17 protein-coding genes are annotated in these 18,379 nt (G+C 52.8%); 14 read left to right on the forward strand and 3 right to left on the reverse strand.

Annotated features, from left to right (window positions below):
• Nucleotides 1-61 precede the first annotated feature (61 nt).
• The 11 genes from ACX1DY_RS15750 (at nucleotide 62) to ACX1DY_RS15800 (ending at nucleotide 10,965) form a co-directional block, all read left to right on the forward strand.
• Nucleotides 62-1,654: a histidine kinase N-terminal 7TM domain-containing diguanylate cyclase gene (locus tag ACX1DY_RS15750; protein WP_458965131.1), complete on the forward strand. Its 1,593-nt coding sequence runs from the start codon at nucleotides 62-64 to the stop codon at nucleotides 1,652-1,654.
• A gap of 83 nt (nucleotides 1,655-1,737) precedes the next feature.
• Nucleotides 1,738-2,451: an HAD family hydrolase gene (locus ACX1DY_RS15755; RefSeq protein WP_458965132.1), complete on the forward strand. Its 714-nt coding sequence runs from the start codon at nucleotides 1,738-1,740 to the stop codon at nucleotides 2,449-2,451.
• 101 nt (nucleotides 2,452-2,552) lie between these two features.
• Complete coding sequence (locus ACX1DY_RS15760; RefSeq protein ID WP_458965133.1) at nucleotides 2,553-3,659, forward strand: MBL fold metallo-hydrolase; 1,107 nt, start codon at nucleotides 2,553-2,555, stop codon at nucleotides 3,657-3,659.
• Between the two features lie 70 nt (nucleotides 3,660-3,729).
• The gene (locus ACX1DY_RS15765) at nucleotides 3,730-4,008 is read left to right on the forward strand and encodes a hypothetical protein (RefSeq protein ID WP_458965134.1); all 279 of its coding nucleotides are present in this window, start codon (nucleotides 3,730-3,732) and stop codon (nucleotides 4,006-4,008) included.
• A 251-nt stretch (nucleotides 4,009-4,259) separates the two neighbouring features.
• Complete coding sequence (locus tag ACX1DY_RS15770; protein WP_019914790.1) at nucleotides 4,260-4,460, forward strand: cold-shock protein; 201 nt, start codon at nucleotides 4,260-4,262, stop codon at nucleotides 4,458-4,460.
• 130 nt (nucleotides 4,461-4,590) lie between these two features.
• Nucleotides 4,591-4,821, forward strand: a complete 231-nt coding sequence (locus tag ACX1DY_RS15775; RefSeq protein WP_458965135.1) for a cold-shock protein — start codon at nucleotides 4,591-4,593, stop codon at nucleotides 4,819-4,821.
• Nucleotides 4,822-5,056: 235 nt separating this feature from the next.
• On the forward strand, nucleotides 5,057-6,829 hold the full coding sequence (locus tag ACX1DY_RS15780) for a cache domain-containing sensor histidine kinase (protein ID WP_458965136.1): 1,773 nt from the start codon (nucleotides 5,057-5,059) through the stop codon (nucleotides 6,827-6,829).
• Complete coding sequence (locus tag ACX1DY_RS15785; RefSeq protein ID WP_458965137.1) at nucleotides 6,813-7,613, forward strand: response regulator transcription factor; 801 nt, start codon at nucleotides 6,813-6,815, stop codon at nucleotides 7,611-7,613. The genes ACX1DY_RS15780 and ACX1DY_RS15785 overlap by 17 nt, the downstream gene beginning before the upstream one ends.
• Nucleotides 7,614-7,726: 113 nt before the next feature.
• The gene (locus ACX1DY_RS15790) at nucleotides 7,727-9,082 is read left to right on the forward strand and encodes an extracellular solute-binding protein (protein ID WP_458965138.1); all 1,356 of its coding nucleotides are present in this window, start codon (nucleotides 7,727-7,729) and stop codon (nucleotides 9,080-9,082) included.
• An 88-nt stretch (nucleotides 9,083-9,170) separates the two neighbouring features.
• A complete protein-coding gene (locus tag ACX1DY_RS15795) occupies nucleotides 9,171-10,052 on the forward strand; it encodes a carbohydrate ABC transporter permease (protein ID WP_458965139.1) in 882 nt (293 codons plus the stop codon).
• 28 nt (nucleotides 10,053-10,080) lie between these two features.
• Nucleotides 10,081-10,965: a carbohydrate ABC transporter permease gene (locus tag ACX1DY_RS15800; protein ID WP_458965140.1), complete on the forward strand. Its 885-nt coding sequence runs from the start codon at nucleotides 10,081-10,083 to the stop codon at nucleotides 10,963-10,965.
• Between the two features lie 36 nt (nucleotides 10,966-11,001).
• Here ACX1DY_RS15800 and ACX1DY_RS15805 read toward each other — a convergent pair whose 3' ends face one another.
• On the reverse strand, nucleotides 11,002-11,604 hold the full coding sequence (locus ACX1DY_RS15805; protein WP_458965141.1) for a class I SAM-dependent methyltransferase: 603 nt from the start codon (nucleotides 11,602-11,604) through the stop codon (nucleotides 11,002-11,004).
• A 108-nt stretch (nucleotides 11,605-11,712) separates the two neighbouring features.
• Nucleotides 11,713-13,098 (reverse strand): MATE family efflux transporter, encoded by a 1,386-nt coding sequence (locus ACX1DY_RS15810; RefSeq protein ID WP_458965142.1) that lies wholly within the window; start codon nucleotides 13,096-13,098, stop codon nucleotides 11,713-11,715.
• Between the two features lie 275 nt (nucleotides 13,099-13,373).
• On the opposite strand from ACX1DY_RS15810, the gene hxlA reads away from it, so the two are divergent.
• Complete coding sequence (gene hxlA / locus ACX1DY_RS15815; RefSeq protein ID WP_458965143.1) at nucleotides 13,374-14,006, forward strand: 3-hexulose-6-phosphate synthase; 633 nt, start codon at nucleotides 13,374-13,376, stop codon at nucleotides 14,004-14,006.
• A gap of 6 nt (nucleotides 14,007-14,012) precedes the next feature.
• Complete coding sequence (gene hxlB / locus ACX1DY_RS15820) at nucleotides 14,013-14,570, forward strand: 6-phospho-3-hexuloisomerase (protein WP_458965144.1); 558 nt, start codon at nucleotides 14,013-14,015, stop codon at nucleotides 14,568-14,570.
• Nucleotides 14,571-14,659: 89 nt separating this feature from the next.
• Here hxlB and ACX1DY_RS15825 read toward each other — a convergent pair whose 3' ends face one another.
• Nucleotides 14,660-17,209 (reverse strand): heparinase II/III domain-containing protein, encoded by a 2,550-nt coding sequence (locus ACX1DY_RS15825; RefSeq protein WP_458965145.1) that lies wholly within the window; start codon nucleotides 17,207-17,209, stop codon nucleotides 14,660-14,662.
• 237 nt (nucleotides 17,210-17,446) lie between these two features.
• Between ACX1DY_RS15825 and ACX1DY_RS15830 the strand changes: the two genes are divergently transcribed.
• Entirely contained in the window at nucleotides 17,447-18,343 is an 897-nt protein-coding gene (locus tag ACX1DY_RS15830; protein WP_458965146.1) for a carbohydrate ABC transporter permease, read from the forward strand.
• Nucleotides 18,344-18,379 lie beyond the last annotated feature (36 nt).

Here is an 18,379-nt window from a genome sequence, read left to right on the forward strand (position 1 = left end):
TTGTGTGAAGGAGTGAGATATAATAAGGCCAAGCTATCATGAAAAATAGGGGAAATATGACATGCCGTGGATGCAGGGTTACCCGTATTATCTACTAATGGGCAGTGTTCTAAGTCTCTACATGGGCGTCAGTTCATTCAAGCATCGCACAACACCAGGAAGACGCTATTTATGGATTCTAATGCTGCTGGTCAGCGCAATATTCGCGGCTACGGCCGGAGAAATTTTATCGGTTTCGTTCCAGGGCAAGCTTTGGTGGAAAAATCTGCAGCAGGCTCCTCTCTTTTTGAGTACGATCTTTACGTATGCGGTGATCAGAGAGTATGTGTCCCGTTCTTCGGAAGGGCTAGCCAGGAGGCTTGCTCTCTTTTGCATTCCGGTGGCGCTTGATGTTCTGTTGATCTTCACCGATTCGTATCATCACCTGATGCGGAGTGAGATAGGGGTCGCCACAGTGGCAGGGGTCAGCGGGATTGTTGTTCAGCCGACAGTCCTCAGTATGCTTCTCATTGCGTATGACCAGCTTTTTGGCGTGTATGCCGTCTATTTGCTGGCGATTTCTTTGCTTAATTCACCCAAGTATTACTTCCGGCGGAATCTGATGCTGCTGGCGGGGCTGCTGATTCCGGTGGTTTCTGTTTTTCTGCTTCCACTCCTGAAAATTACGATTACAGGTTTCACGGCATTTACATATCTGCCGCCGATTGTTGCCGGGTATCTCTCCCTGTTCCGTGATCCGCGGCTTGCGCTCTATCCGCTGGCTAAGAATAAAATCTTTGAAAATATGAAAGACGGCATCGTGCTGACCGACCGCTATGACAACATCATTGATGTGAACGGGGCTGCAGAGTCCATGTTATCCGTGCTGCTTGGGGAGGAGTCTGAGCAGAAGTCCGGTACATGGATGGGCAGGAGTATCCATCTGCTGCTGAACCTGAACCGCTGTGAGGACATCGCCGGTCATTACGCCCGCAGGTTGGAAGGAAAGTTCGAGATTGACGCGCCCGGAAGGGGAGATGCCTGGTACGGCGTTTCGCTGATTACGATTGAAGGGGTTAGTGCGAATGCTGCCGGCATGCTTATTGTGCTTAGTGACCTCAGCGAGAAGAAGCGGTATGAGCGCGAGCTGCTGCTGCAGGCTACCGTCGATGATCTGACCGGGCTGTATAACCGCAGGCATTTCATGCGTTTGGTGCAGCAATATACCGTGCAGGAAGGCGCGGGTATCGCGCTGCTCTTGTTCGACATAGACGATTTCAAATTGATTAACGATACATATGGACATATGGCCGGTGATCAGGCACTGGTTGATTTCTCCCAAAAAATACTTAAGGTCTACCAGAATAACGGGATCGCCGGCAGAATCGGCGGTGAAGAGTTTGCCGTTTGCTTTTTTGCGGGCAGCGAGAGCGCGGCGCTGAAGGAGGCGGAGGGCTTCCGGGCTACGATGGGCGGACATGTGGTCCGTCTGGACAACGGGCACAGCATCCAGCTTACCGTCAGCATCGGCATTGCGTTCACGGAGCGCAGCGATGTAACCTTTGAGGAGCTGTACCGCCAGGCGGACGATGCGTTATATCTGTCCAAGGCCACCGGCAAGAATAGAGTGACGTTGGGCCGTGAGCCTGCCATGCGCGAAGCGCTGAAAGGGTAGGCTGGACTGCTGCTCTGTAAATTATGGTGAAATGAAAAAAATATCAACAGCTTCAGCGGAAGCAATGGATGGGAGAGTGCAGGATGTATCAGACGTATATTTTTGATCTGTACGGCACGCTGATCGACATTGAAACGGACGAGGAGCGGCCCGAGGTCTGGGAGCGCCTAGCGCTTCATTTCGGTTATCAGGGTTTGAGCATTACCGGGGATGAATTGCAGAGGCGTTTTCTTCTGGAGCGGGACCGTCAGCTTGCTGCCGCTGCGCAGCACTGCGAGTTCCCCGATTTTGTGATGGAGGAGGTCTTCCGGTCTGTAGCCCTTGAACTGGGAGGCAACCCTGGACAAGCCTGGCTGCATGAGACGGTAAGATGGCTGCGGACCTTGTCCATGATTCGGATTTCCCTGTATGACGGAGTTGAAGAGATTCTGAAGCGCTTGAGATCCGGCGGCAAAAAGGTATTTCTGCTCTCCAACGGACAGAAAACCTTCATCGAGGCAGAGCTGACCATGCTGGGCATTCTCCACTTGTTCGATGGCGTGGCGATTTCGTCGGAGGCCGGGATAAGCAAGCCCGATCCGCTGTTCTACCGCTATTTGACGCAGACCTACGGCGCGGATTTAAGCTCGGCAATCATGATTGGCAACGATCAGCGTACCGATATGGCCGGCGCAACGGCGGTAGGGATCGACTCCTGCTTCATTCGTACCGCCTCTTCCCCGGAGAACATTCCGGTGCAGAGCACGGTGCAGATCTGGGATGGGGATTTGCGTAAAATACCCGGCTGGAATCTGTAGGTTCCCTTGTCCTCTCCTGCCGATCCGATATTTGCCCCGCTTGGCTGAGCCGCCGTATAATATGTCCATGATCTTAACACACCGGAGAGAAGGACTATTATATGACCTTACTGATTATTATTGCGGCCTCCATTGGGGTGCTGATTGCATTGGCTTACAGCGTAATGACGTTCTACCCTTCATTTGGGCGGAGAGCCTCCAAGAAGGAGAAGCAGGTGCTCAGCCGCTCGCTGAATTATAAGGATGGCAAGTTCTCCTATCCGGCTACAGCCGTGATGGCGGATAACAATGCGGGAAGCAGCCTCTCGATCCTTAGAGATTTCATCAAGGGCAATCCGCGCTCAAGGCCGGAGCACCCGCTAGTACCTCAGCTGCTGCAGCCGGGCTCCATTCAGCAGACCCGGGACACCCGGGTAACGTGGTTCGGCCACTCTGCCCTACTGCTGGAGATAGATGGAGTAACGTTGTTCCTCGATCCCATGCTGGGAAGCTCGCCTTCGCCATTTCCGTTTATCGGGGGCCGGCGTTACAGCAAACAGCTGCCGGTCGAGATTTCCGCACTCCCTCACATTGATGCCGTTCTGCTCTCCCATGATCATTATGACCACCTTGACTATGGCTCGATCAGACAACTGAAGGATAAGGTAGGTATGTTCATTGTGCCGCTTGGGGTCGGGGCTCACCTGGAGCGGTGGGGGATAAGCCGCGAGAAAATCCGGGAGCAGGACTGGTGGGAGGAGATCCGCTATGCTGATCTTACCTTTACCAGTGCTCCCGCCCGGCATTTCTCCGGCCGCAGCCTGCTGGACCGGAACTCTACACTGTGGTGCTCATGGATCATACAGGGAGAGAAGACGAAAATATTTTTCAGCGGTGACAGCGGCTACGGCCCCCACTTTGCCGAGATTGGCGAGAAATACGGGCCATTTGATCTGACGCTGATGGAATGCGGCCAGTACGATCCGCGCTGGGCAGACATTCATATGGTGCCTGAAGAGACGGTGCAGGCGCATCTCGATGTGCGGGGTGCGTTGATGATTCCGATCCACTGGGGAGCGTTCACCCTGTCAATGCATGACTGGACCGATCCGGTGGAGCGTGTCTTCGCGGCTGCGAAGGCGCGGGGAGTGCGGCTGGCTACACCGCGAATCGGCGAGCCGGTCTATGCCGGTTCGGCGGAGGTTCCGTCGCGTTCATGGTGGAAATGAGAGGGCGCGGCAGTGTAGAGAGTTGTGTTACAATGAATGCGCATAAATGCCGAGGAGCTGACTAACAATTATGAGTGATCAAGTAAATGAGCTGGAATTGGTGAAGGTTCTGTCCGCCAAGACTAAGGTGGACCCCAAGCTGATCCGGCTGGTGCTGAAGCATGAGCAGACTTTCATTAATAACGCTAAAGCCAATGCCAAAGGCGAGGTTGATATCGACAGCGACGATCTGGTTGACTATGTTGTGGCTCAGCGTGATGTGAAGCTGGATGAGCTGACCGTGGAGACCATTCTCGATGCGGAAATGGACTACTTAATGGATAAAGGGTTAGCCGGATATATCGACTGATCCCGTGCTACTGCTCGGTGTGCGGAGGCTTGCATGCCGGGCAGGATATTTTTATTTTTAGGGATTGCTTTGCTTTCGTGGAATTAGTGTGCTACAATGAATTCAAACATGAAGTTAAACCTTAATTCACATATTGGAAAGGGTTATCATTTGTGCGTATGAATCCTTTTCCAATGTGTGAATTTTTATTTGTTCGTACAATACGTAGGAATAAAAGGACATGTGTTAAATAAAATTTTGGAGGTAATATCATGCAAACAGGTACAGTTAAATGGTTCAACGCAGACAAAGGTTTCGGTTTTATCGAGGTTGAAGGCGGAAGCGACGTATTCGTACACTTCTCCGCAATCACTGGCGACGGCTTCAAATCTTTGGACGAAGGCCAACGCGTTGAGTTCAACGTAACTCAAGGCGCTCGTGGACCACAAGCCGAAAACGTTGTAAAACTGTAATTTTGAAATCAGGCTGCCCTTGACACAAGTTGAGGGCAGCCTTTTTTTTGACTTCAAACAAGCCTCTGCAGCCCTGCCATAACGTCCATAGGCGTAGAAATCGTCTCAATTCGAACCAAGGAGGGTACTTATGTATTTTCGTAAAAAAGCGCTGGAGGATCTTCCACAAGAAGACACAGCTATTTGGTCCTGTACCAAAGAGGGCTGTACCGGGTGGATACGCGATAATTTCGCCTTTCAATATGTGCCAACCTGCTGGCAATGCAATTCTCCGATGACTAGAAGCATGAAGATACTGCCTATGCTTGTGAACACCAATTTGGACATGAAGGCGATTAAGAAGGGCATTACCATTAAGTAATCCGCCAATCCTAAGAGTGGCTCCATTGAATTAAGGCGAGTACCAGTGAATAGCCTTTAGCAGTCGGTTCCTTTTGCGGAGCGGGCTGCTTTTTTTGTTTGCATAGTTTGACAATTGACCGGTAAAAGACGATATTCTAATTGGCTGGCCAAGGATAGCAATACTTCTTGACAATGGCTGGGAATTTTGGAGAATAAAGATGTAAACGCTTCCGCGAGGAAAGAAGGGATTCCAAATGTATGCGAGAGTCAAAGAACTGAACACGCTGCGCAATCAAATATTCATCGGGTTCCTGCTGGTCATGCTGATTATTATTGCAGTGTCCGGGGCATTGGTGTACAACAGAGTATCCTATTTGCTGAAAAATAATGCCGAGCGTCACATCCAGCAGACTGCGGTGCAGGCGAACGGGAGGCTGGATGCGCTGATCGGCCAGATCGACAGTCTGATGGAGCAGGTGGCGAATCATCCGACCGTTCAGCAGTTGCTGACGGAGGAACTGAACGGTGAATCTGTGTCCTTCAATCAGCGGCAGTCCTTGCTGCAGATTATTTCCAGCTACCAGGCCTATATGCCGAGTGTGGGTTCGCTGGAGCTGTACACGGCGGACTACCGGCTGCTGTTCCCGATCAAGGATGGCAGCCTGGGGACTAGAATCAGCGATTCTTACATTACCGAAGCCAATATTCAAAAGGGCAGGCTGGTCTGGATCGGCGTTGATCCAAGCGATGATGAGAGCCTTCTGGCTATCCGCCAGGTCAGTCTGATGGACCGCTGGTTCTCGCGGGGCGGTTATTTAATGGCCCGCATCCAGCGCAGCTACTTCCAGCTCGATGACCCGCTATCCGGCAGTGACGGGGGCGAGTCTGTGCTGCTGGTGAATGACGAAGGCGAGCTGCTGGGCAGCAGCGAAGAACCGCAGGCGGAGCTGCTGCCGCTGCTTGCCAGCAAGGACCAGACAGTCACCTTCCGGGGCAAGGAATATGTGCAGGTGAAGCTGCGCTCGGACAAGACAAACTGGACGCTGCTGGTGCTCACTCCGGTAAGCTATGTCACTGAAGGCCTCTCTGTTCTGCGAACGGTGCTGCTGGTCTCGGGCGGAATTGGAACACTGCTGTTTTTAATTATTTCCTTTGTGCTGTCCACCATGATCACGAGGCCGATCATCCATCTGATCCGGGCGATGCGCAAGTCCAGGCTCGGGGTGCTTACCCCTAATGCAGAGTCGGTATCCACAATGGAGCTGAGGGAACTGAATAATACGTATAACGGCATGATTGCGAGTATGAATGATCTGATCCGGGTGGTGTACGAGAAGGAAGTGCTGCAGAGCCGCACAGAGCTTAAAGCGCTGCAGGCGCAGATTAATCCTCATTTCTTGTTCAACACGTTAGAAGCGTTCAACTGGTCGCTTGAGGAGAAGGGCGAAGAAGAGCTGGCCGGGCTAGTTGTGATCATGTCGAGACTGTTCCGGTACATTATCGGAAACCCGAACACGGATGAATGGGTTACGCTTGGAGAAGAGATGGAGCAGGTTAGGCGTTATCTGAAAATAATGGAGATGCGGATGGGGGACCGTCTGTCCTGGAATATCCAGCTCGAACCGGCAGAGGCTGTCGTACCCGTGCCCAAGCTGCTTATTCAGCCTATTGTCGAAAATGCCATTCTTCATGGGGTGGAGAGCCGGGTAGGCAGCGGAACAGTTGGGGTAAGCGCCACTCCGTCCCACCGTGAAGGCTGGACCCGGATAACAGTTCGGGACAATGGGCCGGGTATGGATGCGGACACGCTGCGGCTGCTGTGCAGCGCGCTTGCGGGCGGACCGCCCATCTCTGCCAAGGGAACGGGCGTAGGGCTCGTAAATGTGCAGCGGCGTCTTAAGCTGTACTATGAAGCGGAAGGAACGGGGATGGAAGGGCTTGACATTGAGAGTAAGCCGTCTGAGGGAACGCTAATTACTTTTGAAATCCCGAATAATGGAGGACATACGTATGAGCCTGGGCAATAGGACAATTCTGGTTGTGGATGATGAACCGAGAACGCGGCAGGGTATCCGCCAGACGCTGGAGGTGTGGGCGGCTGGCCGCTATATCATAGAGACGGCTGACAATGGAATTGATGCGCGTGAGCGGCTGCAGCATGGGCGGGTGCATCTGCTGATTACCGATGTCCGCATGCCGGAGGTCAGTGGACTGGACTTGATCCGCTCCATGGAAGGCCAGATCCGCAAGCCGGTTATTATTGTTATTTCCGGCTACGCCGAATTTGAATATGTGCAGCAGGCACTGCGGCTCGGCGCATTCAATTATCTGCTTAAGCCACTGGACAAAGGGGAGCTGCTGGAGGTCGTAGAGACGGCTCTGAAGCAGGAGGAAGAGCAGCAGCGCCGTGAGAAGCTGGAGAAGCTGGCCGATCACAAGCTGCTGGAAATTGATCCCGATACGGAGGGCATGGGGGAGCCGGTGAAAGAAGCTCTGGCCCTTGTGGAGCAGCATCTGCACGAGCAGTTGACTATGGCTGAGGTGGCCGGGAGGCTTCACTTGAATGCCAGCTACTTCAGCGTGCTGTTCAAGGAGCAGACCGGTGTATCGTTCAGCGAGTATTTGTCCCGCCTGAGAATTCAGCGGGCCAAGGAGCTGCTGCTGCAGACCCGCTTGCCCATCGGAGAAATCAGTGAGCGTGTAGGCTACCGCACGGATAAATATTTTATCAAGGTGTTCAAGTCCCTGGAGGCTATGAGCCCAAGCCGGTACCGCCAGCAAATGAAGGATGAGCGGAGCGAAATCCAATAAAAGTGGAATTATAGCCAATGAGCGTGATCTTATAGTCCTCCGGCCGTGATGTTAAAATTTGTCTGAGAGCGGTTACATCCACCGCACAAACGAAAAATATGGAGGTTATAGGAATGCCAAAGAACAAGATAACCAAAAGCCTGGTACTGACATCCATGCTGGCGCTCGTTCTATCGGGCTGCGGCGGGGGGAACGGAAACAATGCGGCAGTGAACAGCACTACAGCCCCGGCTGATACGGCGGCATCTACTGATAAACCGGCCGAGAAAGTTACGATCAAGATGATGCACCTGTGGCCGGCGGGAAGCTCGGCCCAGCAGAATAAGCTGGTTGGCCAGATCATTGATGACTACCAGAAGGAGCATCCGAACGTTACGATCAAGCAGGAAGTGCTGGAGAATGAACAGTATAAGAACAAGCTAAAGGTGCTGTCGGCCTCCAACGAGCTGCCGGATGTCGGCATTACATGGGCGGCAGGCTTCATGGAGCCTTATGTGAAGGGCGGATTGTTCGCGCCGCTGGATGATATTCTGGGCGGTGAACAGCTGAAGGATAAATTTGTCGCCGGTACTACGGAGGCTTATGCGGTGGACGGTAAAACCTATGCCCTGCCTATCGAGTTGAACATCTCGCCGATTTACTATAACAAGGACATTTTCGCCAAATACAATCTGCAGATTCCCACTACCTATGATGAGTTTAAGAAAGTTGTAAAAACGCTCTCGGATAATGGCGTGGCCCCTATTGCTCTGGGCAACAAGGACCGCTGGACCGGGTCCCTGTGGTACATGTACCTGGCTGACCGGATTGCCGGCAGCGATACGCTGAAGAAAGCAACCAATGGTTCAGGCTCCTTCGAAGATCCGGGGCTGATCAAGGCAGCGGCTGAAGTGCAGTCCCTGGTAGACATGAATGCCTTCAACAAGGGCTTCAACGGATTATCCAATGACGAAGGTAAATCGGAATTCATGAATGAAAAAGCGGCCATGTACCTGATGGGAACCTGGGAGCTGCCGAACTTCACCACGAACCCGGATATCCCGCAGGCTTTCAAGGACAAGGTTGGATTCTTCAAATTCCCTACTGTGGACGGCGGTAAAGGAAACATTAACAGTTGGGTAGGCGGTCCCGGTGTCGGCCTGTTCGTAGCTGAATCCTCCAAGGTAAAGGAAGAAGCCAAAGCCTTTGTTGAATACTTCGTATCCAAATGGGGGCAGGACTCTGTTACTACAGCAGGCGTTATTCCGGCTACCAAAGTGGATACCTCCAATTCCAAGCTGCCGCAGCTATATGTAGATCTGCTGAACGAGCTGAACAATGCCAGCAGCATCACTTTGTTTGCGGATGTGCAGATGAAGCCGAACGCAGCCCAGGTCCACCTGGATATGATTCAGGCGTTATTCGGCAAAGCAGTTACGCCGGAGCAGTTCGCAGCCAAGCATAAAGAAGCGATAGAAAAAGGAAACTGAAGATCGGGTGATTAGCAGAAACAGAAGTCTCCTGTGGTGCTAGGGGCCTTCTGTTTCTCGCAACACAAGGAAAGGAGGGTTTACCCCTATGGAGAAAGTGATGTCCAACAAGCTGGTGATTGCGCTCTACGTGCTGCCTTCCCTGCTGCTGATCATGGGCATTATATATATTCCGATTGTACTGACCGGCTATTACGGGCTGAACCAATGGGATGGAATCAGCAAGATGGTCTTTATCGGGCTGGATAATTATAAGGAACTGATGAAGGACTCCGATTTCTGGCAAAGTGCCCTGCATTCCTTGATGCTCGCTTTATTCTCGGGAATCAGTCTGATCGGCTACCTGGGGATTGCGCTGGTGCTCTCGGGCAAGATCAAAGGTGCGAATCTGCTGCGCAAAATCTATCTGATCCCGATGCTGTTGTCTTCGGTGGCCATTGCTCAGCTCTGGATGAAAATTTACCATCCTACGAATGGGGTGCTGAACGACCTGCTGATGTCGCTGGGAGTCGATAACCCGCCCGCTTGGCTGGCCGAACCGTCCATAGTGCTGATAGCGCTGTTTATACCGATTATTTGGCAGTATGCCGGATTTTATATCCTGATCTATTATGCCGCTCTGAAGAACATCCCCGAGTCGCTGACCGAAGCGGCGCGGATTGACGGGGCCAACCCTTGGCAGATCGCCACCCGGATCAAGCTTCCGCTGATCAATGAGGTGATTAAGGTTACGGTGGTGCTGTCGGTAGTGGGCTCGCTGAAATACTTTGACCTCATCTATGTGATGACCGACGGCGGCCCGAACGGAGCCAGTGAGGTGATGGCCTCCTATATGTATCATAAAGCATTCCGCAGCTTTGACTTCGGATATGGCAGCGCCATCGGATTCTTCCTGTTGCTGATCTGTCTGGTAGCGACCTTCCTGATCCGTAAGGCTACCGCCTCCAAAGAGACGATTCAATATTCTTGATCCAGCCCACGGGAAAGGAGAGTATACAATGAGAACTGAAGCTGCTTACAGCTATCCCCCCTTGCGCCATCGGAGCGGAAGCCATCTGCTGCGCAGAGCTGGATATAGCGTGCTCTATATTGCGCTCATTGCCGTGGCTGTAATTCAGGTGCTGCCGCTGGTCTGGCTGTTTATTTTCTCGCTGAAGAACAATCAGGAAGTCTTCAATATGGCTCCCTTTGCGATTCCGGCCCATCCCCACTGGAGCAACTACGCCAATGTGTGGTCGAACGGAAATATTGGCCAGTATTTCATCAACAGTGTGTGGATTACAGCGGTGTCACTGGCGCTTACGGTACTACTTGCCAGCTTTGTTACCTTTGCGGTAACCCGGATGAGATGGAAGAGCAGCTCGTTTGTGCTGGGCCTGTTCATGGTAGGACTTATGATCCCGGTCCATTCTACGCTGATTCCTTTGTTCAGTACGTTCAACAAGCTTCATTTGACGGACAACCCGGTCTCTATCATCCTGTCGTATGTAGCGTTCAACCTGCCGACAACCATCATGATCCTGCTTGGTTTTTACTATTCACTGCCGAAGGAAGTGGAGGAAGCGGCGATTATCGACGGCTGCTCTGTGAATAAGATGTTCTTTTGGATTGTGCTGCCTATGACCTCTTCAGTGCTGGCTACCACGGCAATTATTAATATGATCTATAACTGGAACGAGTTCATTTTCGTCAACACATTCATTAGCTCGGATCATTTAAAGACGCTTACGGTTGGGGTGCAGAATTTCATCGGCCAATACACTACGGATTGGGGCGCCATCGGTGCGACTCTGATGATCAGCATTCTGCCGATTCTGCTGGTGTTCCTGATTATGAGCGAGCGGATTGTCGAGGGAATTGCGGCTGGTTCTGTAAAAGGGTAATGTGTGAGGCGAGTGCGCTGCGCCCGAAGAAGAGATTCACCCCCTGCTGCGGCAAGAAAAATAGAAAAATTCATCATCCGCGGTCACAACATGGTCAAAAGCATATTTGGCTGCCAGGTCAGCCAGCTCTTCATCAGCAGGGATAGGCGGGCGTTCACTGGTGTGACCGATGCGCTGATGATGCTCCTTCAGGCCTTGCCGTGTTCTGGAATGGGCAATCATAAAGGTACCGCCCGGCAGCAGGCAACGCTTCGCGTTGGCGAACAGCATGTCCAGATCAGAGAAATGGGGGATGCTGTTATAGATCAGCACGTAGTCGAAGCCAGGATGGTAAGCGAGCGGGCTCTCGAAATCGGCGCAGTCGGTCTCCGCCTCAGGGAAGCTTCTGTGCAGCTCCTCCAGCATGGCCGGGGAAATGTCCATCGCCAAGTAGCGCCGGGGTGCAATCTGCAGCTTCTGTAGCGCATGGAGAATGACACCGCTGCCGGACGCTACATCCATGAGGCTCTGTCCGCTTTGTATGCCAAGAGCTTGGACAGCCTTTTCCGCCTGCCCAATCGTTTCATTATTGTTGCTCCAGACAGGCGCGAGGTTGTTGAAACGCTGAGTCTCTATTTCTTTCCGCTTATTCATTGTCATCGTAAACATCCTCCTTATTTGTTGTAAATTGGATTATGATATGTATAAAAAAGCGGTTCGCCGGATCTGAAAAGATCTCGCGGAACCGCTTATTCATTCTATTATACGTCAGTTAGCCGCTACGGGGGTAGGACTGGCGGGTTCTGCCGCATCGTGCTTGATCAGGCCGTGCTTCTCCCAGGCTCTGCTCTTCCAGCGGAAATACATGATGACTGCCCGGAGCCATTCGTCAAAAGCGGTAGCCAGCCAGACCCCGGCCAGACCCAGATTAAGCTGGAACACCAGCACATAACCGAGCGGCAGGCTAAGGCAGACCATCGAAATGAGCCCCATATAGACGGGGAATTTGGCGTCGCCGGAGGCGCGCAGCGAGTTGATAATAACGAGGTTGCAGGTGCGGCCCGTCTCCAGAAAGATACTGAGCAGAATCACCTGTGCGCCCAAGGCGACGATCTCCAGATTATCCGTGAACAGCCCCATTAGCGGCACGCGGAAGAAAATGACGGCGGCATCTATAATGACCGTGACGAGCAGCGCCCACTTCACACTGTCGAACACCCGCTTGTAGGCCTCCTCCGGCCGTTTTGCTCCGACGAGATGCCCCACGATAATCGAGGTACCCATGGACACCGCAACGCTGAACAGATAAATATAGTTGGAGATATTCAGTGCATACTGGCGGGTAGCCATGGCTTCAGCACCCAAATACGTAATATATAAGGTGAATACCAGCTGACAGGATTGATAAATGACCGATTCAAAAGCGGACGGGATGCCGATTCTGAGAATTTGCAGCACATATTTTTTGGAAAGATGAATGTAATAGGTCCATTTGACCCGCACTTCCATAATGCTGTAGAGCAGCAGGAAGAAGAGTACGAGGCAGATCAGCCGGCTGGCTATCGTGGAAATCGCAGCACCCTCTACACCCAGAGCCGGCAAGCCGAAATGTCCAAAGATCAGCAGATAGTTGCCGACAACGTGAATCACATTCATCAGCAGAGATACCAGCATCGTCTGCTTGGTGAAGCCGTACGTACGGATGGTAGTCGCCAGAGCATTCAGCAGCGCCTGCAGAAAAATCCCGCCCCCGACAATATGAATATACACCTTGGCGTGAACCAGAATATCTCCTGTAACGTTCAGCATGCGCAGCAGTGCTTCTCCGAAGATCAGCAGCACCGTACTAAGGACGATGCCCACAGCCAGATTAAGAGTAACGGCGTTGCCGGTGACCTTTGCGGCCTCCTTGGGGTTCCTGGCTCCGAGATATTGCGAGACAACAATCGCTGCGCCGTTGCCGATCACGCTGAGTATCAATATAGCCATTGTAATGATCTGATTTGCTGCACCAACTCCAGACACCGCATCATCCGATACGGAACTGATCATAAATGTATCTACACTGCCCATAAGCATGAACAAAAACAGCTCCAGAAAAATCGGCCAGGTCAGCTTAATCAAATTAAAATCCTGATGTTTTGTCTGCTCCATTACACACCTTCTTCAAGTTATTCCTTGTTGCCGAATCGCTGTAAACAAGGTGTATGTTAGCACAGCTTTTATGAAATTGCAGTAATTTTACGAAAATACTGAAAAAAATCATCGTGTATTTTTCCAAAATACGCTTGAAGCAAATCTTACATACGTACAATAGTATCCTCGCGGTGACTACACCACAATAAAGTGCCTACTTCCCTTATTAAACCTATGGACGCTACACTATGTACAGCACTTACTTAATTATATAAAAAAGGAGTCTGGTATAGATGAAGCTGCAATTAGCGCTGGATCTTGTAGATATTAACGGAGCAAAGGAAATTGTCTCGGAGGTCGCCGAATTTATTGATATCGTGGAGATTGGAACTCCGATTGTCATTAATGAAGGGCTGCATGCGGTTAAGGCGATTAAGGACGCATTTCCTGCTCTGGCCGTATTGGCCGATCTGAAAATTATGGATGCCGGCGGTTATGAGGTAATGAAGGCAGCGGAAGCGGGGGCGGACATTGTAACGGTACTCGGCGTATCCGACGACTCGACAATCAAAGGCGCCGTTGAGGAAGCGAAGAAGAGCGGCCGGGAGATTCTGGTGGATCTGATCAACGTGAAGGATATTTCGGTCAGAGCGGCTGAAGTGGATGCGCTTGGCGTGGATTATATCTGTGTGCATTCCGGCTACGACCATCAGGCTGAAGGCAAAAACTCCTTTGCCGATTTGCAGGCGATCAAGAGCGTCGTGAAGCAAGCGAAGACGGCGATTGCTGGCGGCATCAAGCTGGGTACGCTGCCTGAAGTCATTGCAGCAGGTCCTGATCTGGTGATTGTGGGCGGCGGCATTACCGGCGAAAGCGACCAGAAGGCAGCGGCGGCAGAAATGAAACGCCTTGTCAGCCAGGCATAGAAATTCATGGATACAGTGGAATATGCCCAGGAAATTGTCAATGAGCTGCAGCGCTCAGTCTCGCAGCTTGACTCAGTGGAGGCGGAGCGGCTGGCGGAGCTGCTTCTGCGCGGGGGCAAGGTATTTGTTGCCGGAGCAGGCCGCTCGGGCCTGATGGGCCGGGCATTTGCCATGCGGCTGATGCATGCCGGGAAGGAGGCCTACGTCGTCGGTGAGACGGTGACGCCCGGCATCGCTGCTGGCGATGTGCTGGTGCTGGGCACTGGCTCCGGCGAGACGGCAAGCCTCTTGTCCATGGCTGGAAAAGCCAAGGCCGTGGGGGCCGCCGTTGTAGCAGTGACGATTTCCCCGGAGTCGTCTATAGGACGGCTGGCCGATCTGATCGTCCGGCTGCCGGGCGCAACCAAAGAACAGACGGACGGCGGCCAGATTACTATCCAGCCGATGGCATCGCTGTTCGAGCAGACCCTGCTGCTGTTCTATGATGCCGTGATCCTGCGGATCATGGAGCAGACCGGCCAGACCTCCACGCGGATGTTCGGCAAGCATGCCAATCTGGAATAACATAAAGAGCGCCTGTCCGGGAGAATGGACAGGCGTTGTTTGTGTATGCAGCGCTCGGCGCAGCTCAAGTTCAAAAGACATCTGACCATTTATCGCGGCATGTAGATGTGAACCTTGCCAGCCTGAAGCGTCAGCCCGTTCTGCTCAGACTGTCCGGAAGCAGCCGTGTCAGGCTCGCCCAGCAGCCTAAGCAGGCCGATGCCCGGGACTGTGATATACCGGGCCTGCCCGGTGCCGTTGATGGCAGCGATAAACCACGCACCATCTGCGCGGGAAATTTTGTACAAACGCACACCTTCGGCAGCCTCATCACAGTCGATCCGCTCCAGCCGGAGCGGGGGAGTGTCCTCTGTCCGGGGCTGCAGCAGAATTACATAGTCGCTTGCTCCCCCGTATACGCGGAAATGCTGCTGCGCCGCCAGCGGGTAAGCCCCGCCTACAGCGCCTTCCCGTACAGTGATAACTGGGCGCGCGGGCTCAGCGATATGCGCACTCAGCCTCATGCCGCTGAGACACGCGGCATCAATGGCTTGCTCCGTTATTTCTGCCCCCGTGCTAAGCGTATGCAAATTCCAGACGCTGTCCGCCGCTCCCTCGATACGGTCCCAGACCAAGTAAACGTCAAACCCTGCTTTAATGAATAAGAAATTTCGTTCGTACTCTCCGGCGTTAGCATCTGGAATGCTGCTTCTTGCATAATCCAGCTCCTCCGAGAACCTGACTTCCTTGCAGTTACTTTGCAGCGGGCCGTTTACGAATCGGCCGCAGGTATCGGCGAATTGGACGACATTATGCGCCGCACCGGATACATACCAATGCCGGTCTCCGTTGTAATAGCCTCCTGTTCCGGAATCCAGAGTGACCGGAATCCCGTTTGCCCAGATTGAGAAGTGTCCCTCATCGTGATGAGCATGATAAGTTAGCGGTGAAGCCTCGTAGATCGCATAGTGCTGCAGATTCTGCTCTCCGCTGCGGAAGATGACATAGCCGATACCGGGATAATGTACGGAACCAAGAGTGGGCCTCAGCGCTGGGAGGTTCGGCTGCGGATACAGCAGAGCAACCAGCGGCAGAGGATACGCTCCGTTATCCTCTACCGGTTCCCCGCCGTGCTTCCAGGTCCAGATCATTTCCCCGGCAAGCTGCGGGTCCTCTTCCGCGTAGAAGGAAGCCGCATAGCCGAGCAGGCGGAACCACTTTTCCTGCACATTGGCATCGCCGACAGCCGGTGTAAGCAGGACGGGAGAGCCGGAGGGGCCGCCCTGGATGATGTCTGCTGCGGTCACTGTGCCGATTAGGAACCGGTACATGCCTTTGATCTTGTCGTGCCTGAAATAATCAACACCCTTCAGGCGCTTCAACAGGACAAAGAACAGGAAATAACGGTGCAGTACAGCTCCGTGGTAGCGGATATTCTCCGGCCATGCGCCGTCTTGGTCCACCACTTCTGCAAGCTGCCAGTCGATGACGGAGAGCGCATGCTCCAGATAGGCATCACTCTGTTGCTCCTGCGGGAACAGCAGGGCATACACGCCGAGTCCGGTCGCCCGGTCCGCATTCCAGTTGCTGCGCTTGCCGCCCTTCTCGTCCGGGAAGGTCTCCAGATCAAACCGGTAGTAGCCGGTATCCATCATCATCGCTGCGATATAGCGGAAATGGTCAAGTAGCTCTTCCTGTTCTGCGGCAACCAGAACCCCGCTGCCGGCAATCTGGTCGTAAATGACCGAGGTTGCGGCCAGCCCCCTCCCGATATGCACCGCACCGTACGTATCGTCGTCATGCCAGCCGTCTCTGCGGAAAATATCCATACCAATCCTCATGTCTGCAAGCATGTACTTCAGCTTTCGCTTGGCCCGGTCCGCAAAGACATGCTCGCCCGACATCATATACACATTGGCGTCTGCACCCGCAGCCTCCAGCAGGTAGGCCCAGTTGGTAAGCGTCGGCCGGTTAAAGGGCGGAGAGAGCAGAGCTTGCCCGAGCGGGTGCCTATCGGCATTCAGAAAACGGACCTCTGCATAGATGCCTCCGCTAAGGGGGGCCTCCAGACTAAGCGCCGTCTGCATGCTGTAATGGTCGCCTTCGCGTACAGGAATGATCTCCTCATAACGAAGGACTGTCAATCCGGTTTCTTCCTCATTGCTTATATATATGCACTGCAGATCGTCTGCCGGAGCAGCGCCTGATGGAGTTACACCGGATGGCTGCAGGCCGTGCTGCCCGCCAGCCATCTGCTCCAGATAAACTCTGCTGCCGCTTCCCGGCTCCTGACACCATCCTGTCAAAGCGTACTGCAAATTTCCGTTCGTTAGCGCAACCGGCAAGCCAAGCTGGGAGTGGGTCAGACTCAGGCCGCCAATGCGTGCTTCTCCCCGCCCCTGAATTTGCACAGCCAGCTTTAGAAAGGACGCTTCGGAAGGGATTTCGAAAACAAAGGGTTCCACCCGGAACGCTCCGAGTCCGTGAAGTGGAGCGGCCGCCTCCCGGGCGGCAAATTGCCCGGACAAACGCCGTTGTCTTTCGTATTCCCGCCGGATCGCGGGAAGATGTTCAATTCTGCCGCGAATGCTCTCAAGTTGTTCCTCCGTATAGCAGCCAAAGGGCCGGGCGTAAGTCCCGTTGCCGTATGCTGAATTCATCGTTTTTTTCGAACCTCCCTGTGACGTTGTAATGATTCTCTGGCCTTCGCTTTCTTCCATAAGTATAGCTGTGCCTGCACCAGGACCGGGATAGAAAAACACAGGGAAGGAAGGGGACAAAGCGACTGAAAAAGTGAAATTCTCCCCCAAGCGCAGTCGCTTTCTCCATAACCGGTTTGAAGGGAGCGAATTATCATTAAGGACAGAAGCTTAGTTCAATGACAGGGGGAACAATAAATGAATCAATCGAAACGTCAAATTAATGCCTGGACCTTCGTTGCTCCCAGCTTGATTCTGACGCTGATTTTTGGGGTGTATCCCATCTTTTGGGCGTTAAAGTACATGTTCTATGATTATCAGGGGTTTGGAAAGCCATTGTTCATCGGACTCGATAATTTCGAACGGCTGCTGCGGGACAAGGAATTCTGGCATTCGGTGGTCAACACCTTCATCTATGCGGGCGGCAAGCTGCTGGTCACCCTTCCGCTGTCCTTTGTGCTGGCCGTTGTCCTCAACCGCGCCTTGAAGGGCCGGCAGCTTTTGAGAGCGATTTACTTCATGCCTACCGTTATCAGTGCTTCGGTCATGGCGATTGTATTCTACGTTATCTTTAATTCGTACAACGGAATGGTTAATCAATTGCTTCTCGGTTCTGGAATTATTTCTGCTCCAATTGACTGGCTGGGTCCAAAATACGCCCTGCTGACGGCGATTATTATCGCGATCTGGGGGGCAATCGGCAACTATATGCTGCTCTTCATCGCCGGCCTTCAGAACATTCCAGAGGATCTCTATGAAGCGGCTTCCCTGGACGGGGCCGGACCGCTGAGAAAAATGTGGAGTGTCACCATCCCCATGCTGGGACCTGTGCTGCAAATGATTATTATGCTTGCGATTACAGCCTCACTCAAGGGCTACGAGAGCATTATGGTGCTTACCGAGGGCGGGCCTTACGGCAAAACGGAAGTTATGTATCTATATCTCTATAAGCTGTTTTTCCCTGTATCCAGTGGCGGCACAAGCATCCAGCAGTTCGGTTACGGAAGTGCGGTCGGCTTTGCTACTGCGGTTATCGTGGGTATGATCACGCTGGTTTACTTTTACATCTCTAAGAAATTGAATGATATCTATTAAAAGAGAGGAGAATGAACAGTGAGTACTTTGCATGCG

The organism is Paenibacillus sp. BAC0078, assembly GCF_054483875.1.

Coding starts and splice junctions, on each gene's coding strand:
- ACX1DY_RS15785 (WP_458965137.1), top strand. CDS start 6,813: ATGAGCCTGGGCAATAGGACAATTCTGGTTGTGGATGATGAACCGAGA.
- ACX1DY_RS15780 (WP_458965136.1), top strand. CDS start 5,057: ATGTATGCGAGAGTCAAAGAACTGAACACGCTGCGCAATCAAATATTC.
- ACX1DY_RS15750 (WP_458965131.1), top strand. CDS start 62: ATGCCGTGGATGCAGGGTTACCCGTATTATCTACTAATGGGCAGTGTT.
- hxlB (WP_458965144.1), top strand. CDS start 14,013: ATGGATACAGTGGAATATGCCCAGGAAATTGTCAATGAGCTGCAGCGC.
- ACX1DY_RS15755 (WP_458965132.1), top strand. CDS start 1,738: ATGTATCAGACGTATATTTTTGATCTGTACGGCACGCTGATCGACATT.
- ACX1DY_RS15770 (WP_019914790.1), top strand. CDS start 4,260: ATGCAAACAGGTACAGTTAAATGGTTCAACGCAGACAAAGGTTTCGGT.
- ACX1DY_RS15775 (WP_458965135.1), top strand. CDS start 4,591: ATGTATTTTCGTAAAAAAGCGCTGGAGGATCTTCCACAAGAAGACACA.
- ACX1DY_RS15760 (WP_458965133.1), top strand. CDS start 2,553: ATGACCTTACTGATTATTATTGCGGCCTCCATTGGGGTGCTGATTGCA.
- ACX1DY_RS15765 (WP_458965134.1), top strand. CDS start 3,730: ATGAGTGATCAAGTAAATGAGCTGGAATTGGTGAAGGTTCTGTCCGCC.
- ACX1DY_RS15790 (WP_458965138.1), top strand. CDS start 7,727: ATGCCAAAGAACAAGATAACCAAAAGCCTGGTACTGACATCCATGCTG.
- hxlA (WP_458965143.1), top strand. CDS start 13,374: ATGAAGCTGCAATTAGCGCTGGATCTTGTAGATATTAACGGAGCAAAG.
- ACX1DY_RS15810 (WP_458965142.1), bottom strand. CDS start 13,098: ATGGAGCAGACAAAACATCAGGATTTTAATTTGATTAAGCTGACCTGG.
- ACX1DY_RS15795 (WP_458965139.1), top strand. CDS start 9,171: ATGGAGAAAGTGATGTCCAACAAGCTGGTGATTGCGCTCTACGTGCTG.
- ACX1DY_RS15805 (WP_458965141.1), bottom strand. CDS start 11,604: ATGACAATGAATAAGCGGAAAGAAATAGAGACTCAGCGTTTCAACAAC.
- ACX1DY_RS15800 (WP_458965140.1), top strand. CDS start 10,081: ATGAGAACTGAAGCTGCTTACAGCTATCCCCCCTTGCGCCATCGGAGC.
- ACX1DY_RS15825 (WP_458965145.1), bottom strand. CDS start 17,209: ATGAATTCAGCATACGGCAACGGGACTTACGCCCGGCCCTTTGGCTGC.
- ACX1DY_RS15830 (WP_458965146.1), top strand. CDS start 17,447: ATGAATCAATCGAAACGTCAAATTAATGCCTGGACCTTCGTTGCTCCC.